Annotated in this window: 15 protein-coding genes and 1 pseudogene; 7 read left to right on the top strand and 9 right to left on the bottom strand. The window is 74.2% G+C overall.

Going from position 1 to position 15,227, the window contains the following annotated elements; genetic code table 11:
* Nucleotides 1-264: 264 nt before the first annotated feature.
* Nucleotides 265-1,623 (bottom strand): dipeptidase, encoded by a 1,359-nt coding sequence (locus ACO1BR_RS12185; RefSeq protein ID WP_426795065.1) that lies wholly within the window; start codon nt 1,621-1,623, stop codon nt 265-267.
* A 177-nt stretch (nt 1,624-1,800) separates the two neighbouring features.
* Here ACO1BR_RS12185 and ACO1BR_RS12180 point away from each other — a divergent pair, with 177 nt between their 5' ends.
* Complete coding sequence (locus tag ACO1BR_RS12180) at nt 1,801-3,084, top strand: geranylgeranyl reductase family protein (protein WP_426795064.1); 1,284 nt, start codon at nt 1,801-1,803, stop codon at nt 3,082-3,084.
* 236 nt (nt 3,085-3,320) lie between these two features.
* Here ACO1BR_RS12180 and ACO1BR_RS12175 read toward each other — a convergent pair whose 3' ends face one another.
* Entirely contained in the window at nt 3,321-3,749 is a 429-nt protein-coding gene (locus tag ACO1BR_RS12175) for a nitroreductase family deazaflavin-dependent oxidoreductase (RefSeq protein ID WP_426795063.1), read from the bottom strand.
* Nucleotides 3,750-3,918: 169 nt separating this feature from the next.
* Between ACO1BR_RS12175 and ACO1BR_RS12170 the strand changes: the two genes are divergently transcribed.
* Genes ACO1BR_RS12170 through ACO1BR_RS12155 form a run of 4 tightly spaced genes read left to right on the top strand, consistent with a single transcriptional unit; the run spans nt 3,919 to nt 7,093 of the window.
* Nucleotides 3,919-4,644, top strand: coding sequence for a TetR/AcrR family transcriptional regulator (locus tag ACO1BR_RS12170; RefSeq protein ID WP_426795062.1), 726 nt, complete (start codon nt 3,919-3,921; stop codon nt 4,642-4,644).
* A gap of 56 nt (nt 4,645-4,700) precedes the next feature.
* The gene (locus ACO1BR_RS12165; RefSeq protein WP_426795061.1) at nt 4,701-5,129 is read left to right on the top strand and encodes a hypothetical protein; all 429 of its coding nucleotides are present in this window, start codon (nt 4,701-4,703) and stop codon (nt 5,127-5,129) included.
* Between the two features lie 9 nt (nt 5,130-5,138).
* Entirely contained in the window at nt 5,139-6,431 is a 1,293-nt protein-coding gene (locus ACO1BR_RS12160) for a sensor histidine kinase (protein WP_426795060.1), read from the top strand.
* Nucleotides 6,428-7,093: a response regulator gene (locus ACO1BR_RS12155; RefSeq protein ID WP_426795059.1), complete on the top strand. Its 666-nt coding sequence runs from the start codon at nt 6,428-6,430 to the stop codon at nt 7,091-7,093. The genes ACO1BR_RS12160 and ACO1BR_RS12155 overlap by 4 nt, the downstream gene beginning before the upstream one ends.
* Nucleotides 7,094-7,133: 40 nt before the next feature.
* Here ACO1BR_RS12155 and ACO1BR_RS12150 read toward each other — a convergent pair whose 3' ends face one another.
* Nucleotides 7,134-7,898, bottom strand: a complete 765-nt coding sequence (locus tag ACO1BR_RS12150; protein WP_426795058.1) for a maleylpyruvate isomerase family mycothiol-dependent enzyme — start codon at nt 7,896-7,898, stop codon at nt 7,134-7,136.
* Nucleotides 7,899-8,095: 197 nt separating this feature from the next.
* The gene (locus ACO1BR_RS12145; protein WP_426795057.1) at nt 8,096-9,355 is read right to left on the bottom strand and encodes an MFS transporter; all 1,260 of its coding nucleotides are present in this window, start codon (nt 9,353-9,355) and stop codon (nt 8,096-8,098) included.
* Between the two features lie 17 nt (nt 9,356-9,372).
* Here ACO1BR_RS12145 and ACO1BR_RS12140 point away from each other — a divergent pair.
* A pseudogene (locus ACO1BR_RS12140) lies at nt 9,373-10,688 on the top strand (ROK family protein).
* A 514-nt stretch (nt 10,689-11,202) separates the two neighbouring features.
* Here the strand turns inward: ACO1BR_RS12140 and ACO1BR_RS12135 are convergent.
* Genes ACO1BR_RS12135 through ACO1BR_RS12125 form a run of 3 tightly spaced genes read right to left on the bottom strand, consistent with a single transcriptional unit; the run spans nt 11,203 to nt 13,467 of the window.
* Nucleotides 11,203-12,180 (bottom strand): phosphotriesterase family protein, encoded by a 978-nt coding sequence (locus ACO1BR_RS12135; protein WP_426795056.1) that lies wholly within the window; start codon nt 12,178-12,180, stop codon nt 11,203-11,205.
* Complete coding sequence (locus tag ACO1BR_RS12130; RefSeq protein WP_426795055.1) at nt 12,177-12,794, bottom strand: DUF4865 family protein; 618 nt, start codon at nt 12,792-12,794, stop codon at nt 12,177-12,179. Before ACO1BR_RS12130 ends, ACO1BR_RS12135 begins: the two co-directional genes overlap by 4 nt.
* A 28-nt stretch (nt 12,795-12,822) precedes the next feature.
* Nucleotides 12,823-13,467: a TetR/AcrR family transcriptional regulator gene (locus ACO1BR_RS12125; RefSeq protein ID WP_426795054.1), complete on the bottom strand. Its 645-nt coding sequence runs from the start codon at nt 13,465-13,467 to the stop codon at nt 12,823-12,825.
* 253 nt (nt 13,468-13,720) lie between these two features.
* Here ACO1BR_RS12125 and ACO1BR_RS12120 point away from each other — a divergent pair, with 253 nt between their 5' ends.
* A complete protein-coding gene (locus ACO1BR_RS12120; RefSeq protein ID WP_426795053.1) occupies nt 13,721-14,038 on the top strand; it encodes an SHOCT domain-containing protein in 318 nt (105 codons plus the stop codon).
* A 70-nt stretch (nt 14,039-14,108) separates the two neighbouring features.
* On the opposite strand, the gene ACO1BR_RS12115 is transcribed toward ACO1BR_RS12120, so the two are convergent.
* A complete protein-coding gene (locus ACO1BR_RS12115; RefSeq protein WP_426795052.1) occupies nt 14,109-14,609 on the bottom strand; it encodes an ATP-binding protein in 501 nt (166 codons plus the stop codon).
* A 173-nt stretch (nt 14,610-14,782) separates the two neighbouring features.
* On the bottom strand, nt 14,783-15,070 hold the full coding sequence (locus ACO1BR_RS12110) for a hypothetical protein (protein ID WP_426795051.1): 288 nt from the start codon (nt 15,068-15,070) through the stop codon (nt 14,783-14,785).
* Nucleotides 15,071-15,227: the final 157 nt, after the last annotated feature.

The following is a 15,227-nucleotide window of genomic DNA, read 5'->3' as shown; positions in this document are numbered from 1 at the left end:
GGACGTAAAGCGAAGCAGTCCGGACACCCTGCCCCGCAGGACCGTCACCGCACCCGACAGCCCCGCGCAGCGGACCCGCCCGCCGCAGGCGAAACGGTGCCGCACCCGGCAACGTGGGGCGAGGCAAAGCGAAGCGGAGCCGCAGGCGCAACGGCGACAAACCCCCACGGCGGGAAAGCCGACCACGTGGGAGGCAGGCAAAGCGCAGCGGAGCCGCGCAACGGCGACAAACGCCTACGGCGGGTCAGCCGACAACGTGGGAAACTAGCCAAGCGCAGCGAACCCGCGCAGGAACAGTGCCTCCGCCAGCGACAGCCGCTCCAGTTCCTCGGGCGAGACGCTTTCGTTGACGGCGTGGATCTGGGCCTCCGGTTCGCTCAGGCCGATCAGCAGGATCTCGCTGTCCGGGTAGAGCCCCGCGAGGGTGTTGCACAGCGGGATCGAGCCGCCCAGACCGGTCGTCTGCATCTCCTTGCCGTCGTATGCCTCGCGCAGCGCCTCCGCCATGGACGCGTACGCCGGGCTGCTGGTGTCCGCGCGGAACGGCTGGCCCTGGCCGACCTGCTCGACGGCTACCCGGGCGCCCCACGGGGCGGCGCCTTCCAGGTGGGCGGCCAGCAGTTCGGTCGCCTCGGCGGCGTCGGTGCCCGGCGGCACCCGCAGGCTCACCAGGGCGCGCGCCCCGGCGTGTACGGACGGGGTGGCGCCCACGACCGGCGGGCAGTCGATGCCCAGCACCGTCACCGCGGGCCGGGCCCAGAGCCGGTCCGCGACGGTGCCGCTGCCGATCAGTTCCACGCCGTCCAGCACCTTGGCGTCCTTGCGGAAGTCCTCTTCCGTGTACTGGAGGCCCTCCCAGCCGGCGTCCGCCGCCAGCCCGCGCACCGTCGTCGAACCGTCCTCGGCGCGCAGCGAGTCGAGGATCCGGATCAGTGCGGCGAGGGCGTCCGGGGCGGCGCCGCCGAACTGGCCGGAATGCAGGTTGCCTTCCAGGGTGTCGACCTGGACACGCACCAAGGTCATTCCGCGCAGCGTCGCGGTCACCGTGGGCAGTCCGGCCCGGAAGTTGCCGGAGTCGCCGATGACGATCACGTCGGCGGTCAGCAGCTCCGGGTGTGCCTCCGCGTACCGCTCCAGCCCGCCGGTGCCCTGCTCCTCCGAACCTTCCACGATCACCTTGACGTTGACCGGGATGCCGCCGTGCTCCTTGAGCGCCCGCAGCGCGGTCAGGTGCATGATCAGGCCGCCCTTGCAGTCGGCGGCGCCGCGCCCGTACCAGCGGCCGTGGCGCTCGGTCAGCTCGAACGGCGGGGATATCCAGGCGTCCTCGTCCAGCGGCGGCTGGACGTCGTAGTGTGCGTAGAGCAGTACGGTCGGGGCGCCGGCCGGGCCGGGCAGGAAGCCGTAGACGGACTGGGTGCCGTCCGGGGTGTCCAGCACCGCCACGTCCTGGAAGTCCTCGGCCCGCAGCGCGTCCACGATCCAGCGGGCGGCGGCCTCGCTCTCGCTCTTGGGGAACTGCGCGAAGTCCGCCACCGACTTGAAGGCCACCAGCTCCGCGAGTTCGGCCCTGGCACGGGGCTGCAGCGCGGCGACGGTCTGTGCGAGCGGGCTGTCAGACATGGAACGCTCCTTGTGGGGGCGGCGTCGAGTACGTAGGGCACGTCCGGCGGGGTGAGCCGGGCGGGCCGGACGTACGGGTATGAGTCCCCCGATCTTCCCACAGGCGGTGCGTCGGAGTGCGGCCCGTAGGATGCGAACGGTAGGCGCAGCCGGCATCGAACGGGAGCAGAAGTACAGGTGAGCAGCGAGCAGGCAGCCGAGGGCAACCAGCAGGTGTGGGACGTCGTGGTGGTGGGTGCGGGGCCCGCGGGAGCCTCGGCCGCCCATGCCGCGGCGTGTACGGGACGCCGGGTGCTGCTCCTGGAGAAGGCCGAACTACCCCGCTACAAGACGTGCGGCGGCGGCATCATCGGTCCCTCCCGGGACTCCCTGCCGCCCGGCTTCGAGCTGCCGCTGCGCGACCGCGTGCATGCCGTGACGTTTTCCCTCAACGGCAGGCTGGCCCGCACTCGCCGCTCCAAGACCATGCTCTTCGGGCTCATCAACCGCCCCGAGTTCGACGCCGGACTGGTCGAGTCCGCCAAGGACGCGGGCGCCCGGGTCCGTACGGGCGTCACCGTCTCGCGGGTCGAGCAGCACGGCGCGGAGGTCCCCGACCGGCGGACCGTCGCGGTGGTGCTGTCGGACGGCGAGGTGATCCTGGCCCGGGCCGTGATCGGCGCGGACGGCAGCGCGAGCCGGATAGGTGCGCACGTCGGCGTCAAGCTCGACCAGGTCGACCTGGGCCTGGAGGCCGAGATCCCGGTGCCCGAGACGGTCGCCGAGGACTGGGCGGGCCGGGTGCTCATCGACTGGGGCCCGATGCCCGGCAGCTACGGCTGGGTCTTCCCCAAGGGCGACACCCTCACCGTCGGCGTGATCTCCGCCCGCGGCGAGGGCGCGGCCACCAAGCGCTATCTGGAGGACTTCGTCGGACGGCTCGGCCTCGCCGGCTTCGAGCCCCGGATCTCCTCCGGCCATCTGACCCGCTGCCGCGCGGAGGACTCGCCGCTCTCCCGCGGCCGGGTCCTGGTCTGCGGCGATGCGGCCGGTCTGCTGGAGCCCTGGACCCGGGAGGGCATCTCCTTCGCCCTCCGCTCCGGCCGGCTCGCCGGCGAGTGGGCGGTACGGATCGCCGAGGCGAACGACGCGGTCGACACCCGCCGCCAGGCCCTCAACTACGCCTTCGCCATCAAGGCCGGGCTCGGTGTGGAGATGGGCGTGGGGCGGCGGATGCTCAGCATCTTCGAGCGGCATCCGGGGATCTTCCACGCAGCGCTGACGGGCTTCGGGCCCATGTGGCGCGCGTTCGCGAAGATCACGCGGGGCACCACGACGCTGGGCGAACTGGTCCGGGCGCATCCGATGGCCCAACGGGCTCTGGACGCGTGGGACCGGAGGGAAGGGAGCAAGGTCTCCAAGGAGGCCGGCGGAGCCGGGGGGACCCGGGAGGCCGAGGGGGCCAAGCAGCAGGTGGGCTGAGGGGGGCTGCCGCGCCTGTCCGTGCGGTGTCGGCGGTGGTGGCCTGCCCGTGTGGTGTCGGCGGTGGTGCGGGCCCGGCGACGGTGCTCGCTTCGCATCGCGTCGGTCCGTGGCCGGGGCGACGGTCGGTGGCCGGCGGTCGGTGGCTGTGCCAGTGTCCCGGGTGTCCATGCCTCGGGTTCCACGTGCCGGTGTCCATGTCCCCGGCGGCGACGGGTGGTTGGCGGGGGCGGTGCTCAGGCTTCGGTGATGCGGAAGACCGGGTGGTGCGGGGCGACGGCGCGAAGTTCGTCGTCGGTCGAGTCGGCGCTGGCGCCGCCGAAGAACGGCTTGACCTCCCAGCCCCAGCGCGCGAGGTAGGCGCGGAGCAGGTCCGTGGTCTCGGCGGGGGGCAGCTCGACGGCGGTGAAGGCACGGGTGTGGCGGCCGACCCGCAGTTCGCCGCCGCCCGCGGCGCGCATGTTGCGTACCCATGCGGAGTCACCGCGTGCGGAGACGAGATAGCGGCCGTCCTCGAACGTCATCGGGTTGACCGGGACGCGTCGCCATTCGCCGGTCGTGCGGCCGCGGACGGCGAGGTCGGCCGAGCCGGCGAGGCTGACGCCCCGGCGGGCGAGCCAGCCGACGAAGCTGTTGACGCGGGTGGGCTTGAGGTTCTGGGACATGGGGTTCCTCCTGCTGAGGTCTCGTCGCGAAGTGAGTGGTGTTCCTTTTCGAGAGCACTGCTCACTGTTGTGAGCAGTATGGAGGTGGCCGGCACGCCAAGGCAAGAGCGGTGCTCTCGTTTTTGTGCGGCGATCCGACGAAGGTGCGGAAAGTGGGAGACTGCTGTCCATGACTGCGATTCGAGGTGCCAGGGAGCGGGCCCGTAGCGAGATCACCGAGGCCATCAAGAAAGAGGCCCGCAGACAGCTCGCCGCGGAGGGTGCGGCCAAGCTCTCACTGCGGGCCGTGGCCCGCGAACTGGGCATGGTCTCCTCGGCGTTGTATCGCTACTTCCCCAGCCGCGACGACCTGCTCACCGCGCTGATCGTCGACGCCTACAACGCGGTCGGCGAGGCCGCGGAACGGGCCGGGGACGCCCTGCGCGGTCCGGACGCGGAGCGCCCGGCCGCCCGGTGGGGCGCGATCTGCGCCGGGGTGCGCGACTGGGCCCTGTCTCATCCGCACGAATACGCGCTGATCTACGGATCGCCCGTCCCCGGCTACCGTGCTCCCCAGGCGACCACCGGGCCCGCCGCCCGCGTGGGCCTCGCGCTGATGGGCGTCGTACGGGACGCGCACGCCGCGGGAGCGCTGAAGGAGCCGTCGGAGCCGCTGCCCGACGCGGTCGCGGGCGATGCGCTGGCGCTCGGCGCGGAGCTGGGCGTCGAGCTGCCGCCCGCCGTGTTGGCGCGGCTCGTCGGGGCCTGGGCCCAGCTCTTCGGGCTGCTGAGCTTCGAACTCTTCGGCCAGTTCAACCGGGTGGTGGAGGCCCGCACGGAATTCTTCGAGCAGGCGGTGGCCGGTCTGGCGCGCGAGGTCGGGCTGCCGGTGCCCCGCCGGGGCGCGGTGGGTTGACCTCGCGGGCGGTGACCGGCCCGGCTGCGGCCCGGGGTTACGTGAGGCGGCCCGCCGTGACCAGCCAGACGGCGCTGCGCAGGCGGACCGCGCCGGCGGACCGAGCCGGCCGCTTCGTGGGCGCGCCGGGCCTCGGCGAGTGCGGTGCGGGCACGGTCCCACACGTCGCGTGCGACCCGGCGGGTCAGATGGCGCCCGGGGCCGGAGCCGACACGGCGTCGGTCGCGCTCGCCCTCGTCGGGACCGTGCATCATCTGCTGATGACCGGATGGGCCGGGGCGCCGGATCCGCGCGAACGGGCGGAGCGCCTGGTGGCGTTGCTGGTGGGCCCGGCGGGGGACCCCCGGGGGGAGAGCGGCGGGCGGACGGCGCGGCGGAGTGACCAGGCGGACCGGCGGCCCGCCCCGGCGGCCTCGGCCTACTCCCCGGGGAGTACGCCTGCTCACTGCGCCGGGCTGACGCCGCCGGGTCCCGCCGCGGTCTAGCGTGACGGCATGGACAACGCACGGCCGCCGTGGGCGCGGCACTGCCTCGGTACGGCGCGGGAGCGGTGGACGCCGACCGGGTATCCGGCACCCGGGACGCGGGCCGGCCGGCGGCTGCCCTGGCGCTCGACGCTCGCGGTCGCGGTCGTCGTCATGGTCGGCACTAACGCCGTCGCGCACGGCCAGACGGGGCGCACCCCGCTCGATCCGCTCGGCCGGGCGCTGCTCCTCTTCGGCGCCCTGCTGCTGCTCTTCCGGCAGCGGTATCCGCGCACCGTGGCGCTGGGCACCGCCGCCTCCTGCGCGGTCTACCTCGCGGCCGGCTACCCGTACGGGCCGGTCTTCCTCACCCTGGTGCTGGGGGCCTTCGCGGCGATCGTCGCCGGGTACCGTGCGGTGGCCTGGTGCGCGGTGGGCGGTGTGTGGGCCGGCCATCTCCTCGTCGGGCACTGGCTCTACCCCTGGCTGCCGCCGTACCGTGGGCCAGCCCCCTGGGGGCAGGAACTGGTCGTCACCGCCTGGGTGGTGGCCGTGGTGGCGGTCGCCGAGCTGGTCCGGATCCGCCGCGAGCAACTGTCCAGGATGCGTGCCGAACGAGCCGCCGCCGAACGCCGCAGGGCCGACGAGGAGCGGCTGCGGATCGCCCGCGAACTGCACGACGTCCTCGCGCACAGCATCTCGGTCATCAACGTCCAGGCGGGCGTCGGGCTCGCGCTGCTGGACTCCGACCCGGAGCAGGCGCGCACCGCGCTCACCACCATCAAGTCCGCCAGCAAGGAAGCGCTCGGGGAAGTCCGGCAGGTCCTGGACACGCTGCGCACCCCGGGGGACGCCCCGCGCTCCCCGGCGCCCGGCCTCGACCGGCTGCCCGAACTCACCGAACAGGCCCGGGGCGCCGGCCTCGCCGTGGACGTCACCACCGAGGGCTCCCGGACCCCCCTGCCGCCCGCCGCCGACCTCGCCGCGTTCCGCATCGTCCAGGAGGCGCTCACCAACATCGTCCGCCACTCGGGCTCGCGTACCGCCCGGGTGCTGCTCCGCCGCACCGCCGGGGCGCTGGAGATCCGGGTCGACGACGACGGCCCGGCGACGTCTGGTACGGGGGAGCCGGCCGGCGGCGGCAACGGCCTGGTCGGCATGCGGGAGCGGGCCGCGGCGCTGGGCGGCAGCGTCGAGGCGGGCCCCAGGCCCGGCGGCGGCTTCCGGGTCCGGGCGCGGATCCCGCTCGGCGGTCCGGCCGGCCGCCGGCGGCCCGGGGCCGCGGATACGGTGAATCCCGGCCGCACCGAGGAGGAGTCGTGATCCGGGTACTGCTCGCCGACGACCAGCTGCTGGTCCGGGCCGGCTTCAAGGCGCTGCTGGACGCCCAGCACGACATCGCGGTGGTCGCGGAAGCCGGGGACGGCAGGCAGGCGCTGGCCGCGGTCCGCGAACACCGCCCGGACATCGTCCTGATGGACATCCGGATGCCGGTGGTGGACGGCCTGGTGGCCACCCGCCGGATCACCGAGGACCCGGCGCTGTCCGACGTGAAGGTCGTCATGCTGACCACCTTCGAACTCGACGAGTACGTCTTCGAGGCGATCCGCTCCGGGGCGTCCGGCTTCCTGGTCAAGGACACCGAACCGGAGGAGCTCCTGCGGGCGGTGCGCGCGGTCGTCGGCGGCGATGCGCTGCTCTCGCCGGGCGTCACCCGCCGGCTGATCGCGGAGTTCGCGGCCCGCTCCAAGGAGCCCGCGTCGGCCGACGCGCTCTCCGGACTCACCGAACGGGAGCGGGAGGTGATGGCGCTGGTCGGCATCGGCCTGTCCAACGAGGAGATCGCCCGCCGGCTGGTGGTCAGCCCCCTGACGGCCAAGACGCATGTCAGCCGCACGATGGTGAAGCTGGGCGCGCGGGACCGGGCCCAACTGGTCGTGCTGGCCTACGAGTCGGGGCTGGTGCGGCCGGGGTGGCTGGGCTGAGCGGCCCCGGCCCCCGCCGGCCGCACCCCGCCCCACGGAGTCAGAGGGCGCCGTGCTCCCGCCAGAGCTCGGCCGGGGCCGGATCGCCGGTGACCTTGAGCACGTCCCACGGGAGGCGGTTCCACAGGGCGAGGTACAGCTCCTCGGCCGGCCCCTCGACCGTGCAGTCCGCGGCGCCGCCGGCCGCCGCGCCGTCCGCGTCGGCGGCGGTCGTACGGACCGTCTGCGGCGGGCCGTCGCTGAGCCGCACCGTCCAGTCCGCGCCGGGGGCGTCGGTCGCGCGCAGCCGCAGCGTCCGCGGCGGATCCGCGTGCAGGGCGCTGCGGGCGGTGGAGTGAAAGCCCGTCAGGAGTTCGTCGACGCCGTCGGCGGCGAACCGCGACGGGAGCGGAGTGAGCGGGACGCCGGCCGCCTGCTGGGCGTCGGCGCGGTGGACGGACGTCTCGTGCGCCTGGCGGCGCGCCCAGAAGGCGAGCGGGGACGGCGCGGGCAGAAAAGTCCAGGTCTCCAGGTCCCGCGGCGCCCCGTGGAGCGCCAGTACGAGGTGGTGGTGGCCTTCCCGCAGCCAGGGGACCAGCTCGTCATCGGCCAGCTCCGGCGCCTCGTCGGGACGGCTCGGCCGCATCCGGGGCTCGGTGACGAACCTCGCGGCCCAGCGGTGGATACGCCCCGTGTGGACGACCAGGTCCCGGACCCGCCACTGGGGACAGGACGGCACCGGGGCGTCGGGCCCGGCCTCGTCCGCGGCGTCCGCGAGCAGCGCCCCGTCCAGTCGCAGCGTTTCGACGAACTCGGTGATCTCCATGCCCCGAGTGTGCCAGCCGGCAGTGGAAACGGACCCCGGCGGGGGTGGGCCGGCGGCCGTGCGGCCCATCGGCGCCGATCCGGACCCCGGCGCGTCGACACCAGCCGCGATGCCGCCGCCGCGGCCCTCAACTCCCCCTCGGGCGCGCTGAATTCGGCGCACGGCGGATCGCCCGCGAGGGGGAGCCGGGGCGGAGATCAGCCGCGCTCGCTCCGGTGCGCCCCACGGGTCGCGTAGGCGACCGCCACCGCCACCGCGGCCAGCAGCGCGACCGTGGTCAGCGCGACGGGCAGCCCGAACGCCTCGGTGAGGAAGCCGATCGCGGGCGGGCCGAGCAGCATGCCGCCGTAGCCGACCGTGGAGGCCACCGCGACCCCGTCCGGGCCGCCGGCCTCTCCGGCGCGGGCGATGGCGATCGGGAAGATGTTGGCCAGGCCCAGACCGGCGACGGCGAAACCGGCGCAGGCGGCCCACGCGGTCGGCGCCAGCGCGCCGAGCAGCATGCCGGCCGTGGCCGTGGAACCGCCCGCGATCAGGGCGCGGGCCGGGCCGAAGCGCTGGACGACGACCGTCCCGGAGAGCCGGCCGGCGGTCATCGCCAGGGCGAACACCGCGTACCCGGCAGCGGCCAGGCCCGGCCCGGCGGCCAGGTCCTGGGAGAGGTGCAGCGCGCCCCAGTCGGCCATCGCGCCCTCGCCGTATGCGGTGCAGAGCGCGATCAGGCCGAAGACCAGGACGAGCCGGCGCGCCCGCCCGCTCCCGCCGGCCGGCCGCGAATGGTCCGACCGGGACGTGTCGGGCCCCTCGGGGAGCGGCGTCCGGCCCGCCGCCGCGGGCTCGCGCAGGGCCCGTCCGGCGACCGCCGTCACCACCAGCCCGACGACCGCCAGCACCAGCAGGTGCACGGCCGGGGACAGTCGCCCCGCGATCAGCCCGCCGAGGCCCGCGCCCAGCATCCCGCCCAGGCTGAAGGCGGCGTGGAAGCCGGACATCACCGGGCGGCGCAGGGCGGCGATCAGGTCGACGGCGGCGCTGTTCATGGCGACGTTGAGGGAGCCGTACGCCGCGCCGAAGACCAGCAGCACCAGGCCCAGGGCGGTGGCGGAGTGGGTGAGCGGCGGCAGCAGGATGCTCAGCGCCATGGCGGCGCCGGAGGCGGTGGTCACGGCATGGCTGCCGAAGCGGCGGCAGAGCCGCCCGGTGATCATCATGAAGGCCACCGCGCCCGCGGACACGCCGAGCAGCGCGAGCCCGAGGGCGCCCGCGCCGGCGCCGGTCTGCGCCTTGATCGCGGGGATGCGGACGACCCAGCCGGCGAAGAGGAAGCCGTCCATGGCGAAGAACGCCGTGAGGGCGATGCGGAGGCGGGTCAGTCGGGGATCGGTCGGTCGGGGAGCGGAGAGGAGCGGGCCCCGGTTGCGCGTCAGGGCCGTCCGTATTTTGTTTAGCGTCGGCACAAAGTCAGAATAGAGGCGTGACCCACACTCGGACAACCAGGCTGGAGCGGGGCCGCAGCGCCCTCGGACCCGCACTGGAGCTCGTACACACCGGACGCGCGCCCACCCGCGCCGTGCTGACCTCCGAACTCGGCGTGACGCGGGCGACCGCCGGGGCGGTGGCCGCCGAACTCGAAGCGCTCGGCCTGATCACCGTCGACTCCCGGCCGCACGCCTCCGCCGGCTCCCAAGGGCGCCCCTCCCACCGGCTGTTCGTCGACGAGAGCGGCCCGGTCGTACTCGCCGCGCAGATCCACGCCGACGGCTACCGCGCCGCGCTGGTCGGCCTCGGCGGCCGGATCGTCGCCACCGCACCCGGCTGCGGCACCATCCCCGCCGACCCGGCGCACGTCCTCGCCGAGGTCGTCGCGGCCGGCTCCGCCCTGCTGGACGAGACCGGCCGCCGCTGCCTCGGCGCGGGCCTCGCGGTGCCCTCCGCGGTCGCCGAACCGGACGGTGAAGCGCTCAACCCGCTGCACCTCGCCTGGCCTTCGGGCGCCCCCGTACGCGAACTCTTCCTGCGCGCGCTCGCCGACGCCGGCATCCCCGGCGTCACCGCCGGGATCGGCTTCACCGGCAACGATGTCAACCTCGGCGCGCTCGCCGAACACCGGCACGGGGCCGGCCGGGGCGCCCGCCACCTCCTCTGCGTCGCCTCCGGCCACCGCGGCGTCGGCGGGGCGCTGGTGCTCGACGGCCGCCTGCACAGCGGAAGTTCCGGCCTCGCCCTGGAGGTCGGCCACCTCACCGTCAACCCCGAGGGCGCGCCCTGCCACTGCGGCAGCCGCGGCTGCCTGGACGTCGAGGCCGACCCCCTCGCCTTCCTCGTCGCGGCCGGCCGCGACGAGGAAGGCGAGGGGGTCGGCCTCGACGTCCAGGCAGCCGCGGCTGCCTGGACGTCGAGGCCGACCCCCTCGCCTTCCTCGTCGCGGCCGGCCGCGAACCGGGCCCCGAGGTTTCGCTCCTCCACCAGGCCGTGGAACTGCTGCGCAACGAGTACGCCGACCCAGGCGTACGCGCCGCCGCGGACCTGCTCATCGACCGCCTCGGCCTCGGCATCGCCGGCCTGGTCAACATCCTCAACCCCGACCGCATCATCCTCGGCGGACTCCACCGCAGCCTCCTGGAAGCCGACCCGGAACGGCTACGGGCGGTGGTCGCCGACCGCAGCCTGTGGGGCCGCAGCGGCGGCGTCCCGATCCTGCCGTGCAGCCTCGACCACAACAGCCTGGTAGGCGCGGCGGAACTGGCGTGGCAGCCGGTGCTGGATGATCCGTTGGTGGTGTTGGACTAGTCCGGCTGCGCTTGGGTTTGCTTCCCACGTTGTCGGCTTTCCCGCCGTTCCGCTGCGCTTTGCCGCGCCCCGCGTTGTTGGCTTTCTCGCCGTTGCGCCTGCGGCGGGCGGGTCCGCTGCGCGGGGCTGTTGGGTGCGGTGACGGTCCTGCGGGGTGGGGTGTCCGGACTGCTTCGCTTTACGTCCGGACACCCCACCCCTCCGGCCCGCCCCCTCCCGTGAGTGGGTGAGAAAAGGCCGATGAGGTGCGCGTAAGTGGGACCGTGCGGGTTCGTGGGTGGAGGGAAACCGTCAGCGGACCACTCGCCCAAGCCCCCACTCACCGGTTTCCCTCCCCCCCACGGGAGGGGGCGGGCCGGAGGGGGTGGTGTGCAGGACGTAAAGCGAAGCAGTCCTGTGCACCACCCCCGGAGGAACGCCACCGCACCCGAAAGCCCCGCGCAGCGGACAACACCCCGCGCCGAAGGCGCAATCACGCGCACCCCCACGGCGGGAAAGTCAAAAACGTGGGAATCTACGGCCACTCGGCCGCAAACGCCCGGGACGGATTGTCCGTGAGCATCCGGGTCACCAGGTCCACGCCCAGGGCAAGTTCGAGACGTCGGCGATGCCTGCGCAGCAGATACGGCATGCCGGGGCCGCCGTTCACCGACCGGGCCGCGGCCGTGGTGGTGTCGCCGCCGAGCAGGATCCGGTCGGCGAAGCCCGCGTCGGCGAGGGCGGACAGCGCGTCCGGCAGCCGCCAGTCGGTCGCGTGGTGGGCGCGCGAGGGGCCGTCGAAGGCCAGGTACGCGCCGGCCTCGGCCGCCATCCGGTGGTCGACCGGATCGGGGGAGCGGTTGAGGTGCCCGAGGATCACCCGGTCCGGTGGGACCGCCAACTCGCCACAGAGCAGGTCGAGTACGTCCAGGGCGCCGGTGCCCAGCTCCAGGTGGACGCCGATGACCGCCCCGGTCGCCAGATGGGCTTCGGCAGCCGCGGCCATGGTGTACCGGGCATGCCGGTCCAGGCCGTGGAAGCCGCCGGCGACCTTGATCATCCCGGCCCGGGGCCGGGCACCGTGCTCTGCGGCGCTGCCGACCCCTTCGGCGGTGCCGATCCCTTCGGTCAGCTCGGCGACGAACAGCCCGGCCAGGTCCTCGCGGACCCGTTTTCGCGCCAGGACCTCGGGGTCGTAGTGCGCCGCCTGGTGCAACCCGGTCGCGGCGACGACGGTGACGCCCGATTCTCCTGCCAGCCGCGGCAGTTCACCGGCGAACCGCCCCATCCCGTACGGCGTCCACTGGATCACCGCGGCGCCGCCGGCGGCTCGGAAGGCGTCCAGTTCGGCCGCGGCCGCCCCGGTGTCGGCCAGTTCCTGGCCGGGCAGCTGGGGACTGCGGATGAAGAGGTGGTCGTGCGCGTCGCAGATGCCGAGTTGGGCGGGGGCGATGTCCCCGAGGACGGTGCGGACGGCGGGGCGGGCCGGTGCGGCCTTCTGTGCGGCGCTCATGACTGCCGCTCCGGCTGCCGGACCGTCCCGGCGTGCGGTGCGGCGACGGGGCGGCCGGAGCCCGGGGCGGACAGGTGCAGCACCCGGAAGAGTTCGCCGGCCGCCGATTCCGGGACGGTGTCCGACCAGAGGGTGAAGTGGACCAGTTCCCAGCGCCGGGGGTCGAGGCCCAGCGCGGTGGTGTGCACACCGTCGGCGGCGGCCAGTTCCTCGTGGGCGGTCCGCGCGTTCTCGATGGCGCCGGCCGCGTCCGCGTCGTCGGGGATCGGCTCGATCCGCCGGGTGAAGGTGCGCGGCGGGCGGTCGGCCGCCGGTCCCGAACGGTGGTACAGGCCCTGCCAGTTGAGGACGGTGGGCCGCCCGAAGTCGCGAGCCAGGGCCCGGAACCCGTCGCCGGTCAGGAACCGGTTCATGGCGTCCGGGTCGGCCCAGAGGTAGAACGGCGCGTACTGGTTGACCGGCGAGCCGTCGACGCCGCGCTCACGGATCCCGTACGCCTTGAGGCCGAGTCCTTCGAAGGTGTCCAGGAGGGGCCCCTTGGTTTTCACGCGGCGCCGGATGATCTCCATGTCGTAGTCGGCGGGCAGGGTGACGGCGTAGTGCATGGCGTGCACGGCAGCTCCGTAGGGGAGTGGGGAGTGGTCAGGGGGTGTCGGGCGACGGGGCGGGGGTGACCGTTTGCGCGGCCAGCAGGGCCAGGACGCCGCGGACCGCAGCGTCGAACGGTGCGGTGTCCTCGGCCGCCCGGGCCAGCACATAGCCGCCCTGGACGACGGCCGCGACGGCCGCGGCGGTGGCCACCGGGTCGAGGCCGGCGGCGAGTTCGCCGCGCCGCTGCCCCTCGGTCAGGACCTCGGCGATCCGGCGCCGGAGCCGGCCGAACGTCTCGTCCAGCGGCTGCCGCAGCTCGGGGCTTCGGACGACGTCGCGGTCCTGCGCCATCCGCCCGATCGGGCAGCCGCGCAGCACCTGCCGCTCCCGCAGCAGATAGGCCGCGACCCGGTCGTACGCCGTCCCCGGGGCGGCGAGGCACTCCTCCGCGGCCCGCTGCATGTCCTCCGCGGTCCGCCGGATCGCTGCCAGTGCGAGAGCGGACTTGCCGGTGAAGTGGTGGTACATGCTGCCCTGGCCGACACCCGCGTGTTCCAGGATCGCCTTGGGGCTGGTGCCGACGTAGCCGCGCTCCCACAGGAGTTGCCGGGCGCTCGCGACCAGTCGCTCCTGTGTGCCGGCCGGTGCGGTCGCGGCGTTGTCCGGGGTGCCGCTCGTGCTGTGTGGGGTGCCCATGGAGGGACTGTACATACTAGTAGTTACAGAGACCAAGAGGGGGTGAGGGGGTGCGGGTCGGGATCGGTGGGGTGGCCGTCCGGCGTGGTGGCGGGCGGAGCAGGCGCGGCGGTTCCGCGTACTTCCGCGGTCGTACGGGCGGAGCCGCTGGCGGTACGACGACGTGCGGCTCCCGGACGGCGAGGCTCGAAGGGAGCCGGCGGAACACCGTTGACCGGCCGGCCGTGCCTTATCCATCAAGGAGATGATCCCCATGTACGCACTCGCGGAGCCCTGGTCCGGCGGCGGACCCGGCCCCTGGATCCTGTTCGTTCCCGTGGTCTGGGTGGTGGTCGCCTTCACCGTGGTGACCGTGCTGCGCCGCACCGTGTGGCGGCACGGCGGGCCCGGCGGGCGGATCCGCGGCCCCTGGGGCGACCCCCGGTCCGCGGCCGGTGCGGGCACGCCCTCGCCGATCGCCGTCCTCGGCCGGCGCTTCGCGGCCGGCGACATCGACGAGGAGGAGTACTGGCGCCGGCTCTCCGTGCTGGAGGAGCACTTCGGTGCCGGCCCCAAGAGCGGCCCGGCGTGACCGCCACCGCCGCCTCCGGCGTGCCCGGGTGACCGGCGGCCCCGGGGTCGGCAGACCCCACGGGCGTCCGTCAGCCGACCCTCGCGCTCCGCGTACGGGGCCGGGGGTCGGCCGCCGCGTCCTCCAGTGGCGCGGTGTCCCAGCGGGTGCGGACCGCGCGGGCTTCCTCGGGAGCGGGGGTCAGTGCCGGGAGGGTGAACCAGACGACCTTGCCCGGGTCGTCCGGGCGGACCCCCCAGCTCTCGCTGAGGGCCGCGATCAGTGCCAGCCCGCGCCCGCAGGTCTCCCAGCTGTCGGCGACCCGGATCCGCGGCAGCCGCGGATCGAGATCATGCACGGAGACCGTCAACTGGTCCAGCAGGACGCACAGTTCGACGGTGCACTGCTTGCTGGGGCGGGCGTGCCGGTGGACGTTGGCGAGGAGTTCGGTGACCCCGAGGGCCGCCGGGTCGATCAACGCGTCGAGACTCCAGTACCGCAGTTGCGCGGAGACGATCCTGCGCACATGCCCGATGCGGGCCGGGACGGCCTGGAGCTCCACCGTGCAGTGTCTGCTGGGCTGCCTGATCACGACCGCGACTCCCTGATGAGGTCGGGGCCCCTTTACCGGGCAGGGGCGAAGATCGGATCCAGCGATGCCGGCTGCATCACAACGTCACCGCTGGTGAACCCTCAGTGATACGTGTCCAGGGTCATGCAGGCGGTGCGCCCCCGCAACCGCACCACCTCGGCCGCAGCCGGCGTTCACGCGCGTGGCCGACGTGCCGTCTCCACGGCCTTGAGGAAGCGGTCGGGGGCGCCCAGAGTGAGTGAGTAGCGGTTCCCGTTGAGGGTGGCGAGCGCCCGGTCGCGGGCCGCGAACAGCGGCTTGTGGGCCTCGACCGCGCCCACTGGAGCGCTGTCGATCTCCGTGCCGTAGCTGGTCAGCAGGGCCAGCCGCCCGTTGCTGATACGGACCTGGCCCGCCCTGGTCAGCGACCGCAGCCACCGCTCGATCCGTACGCCGGTCGCGTTGAACTCCGACTCCGCCATCCCCACCACTTCCTCGGCGCCCCGGGCCGGTGACGTCCACCGCCCCTCTCGGGAAGTTTGCCCCCCCTGCGCCGCGTATACCAGTGCCGCCCCGGGTGCGACGCGGGCAACAGCCGTCCCCCAGGGCCTTCTTGGGGCCACTCAAAGTGATGTTTAT

This window comes from Streptomyces sp. YGL11-2 (assembly GCF_050054615.1).
Taxonomy (GTDB): domain Bacteria; phylum Actinomycetota; class Actinomycetes; order Streptomycetales; family Streptomycetaceae; genus Streptomyces.
This window is presented reverse-complemented; position numbering and strand designations above follow the sequence as displayed.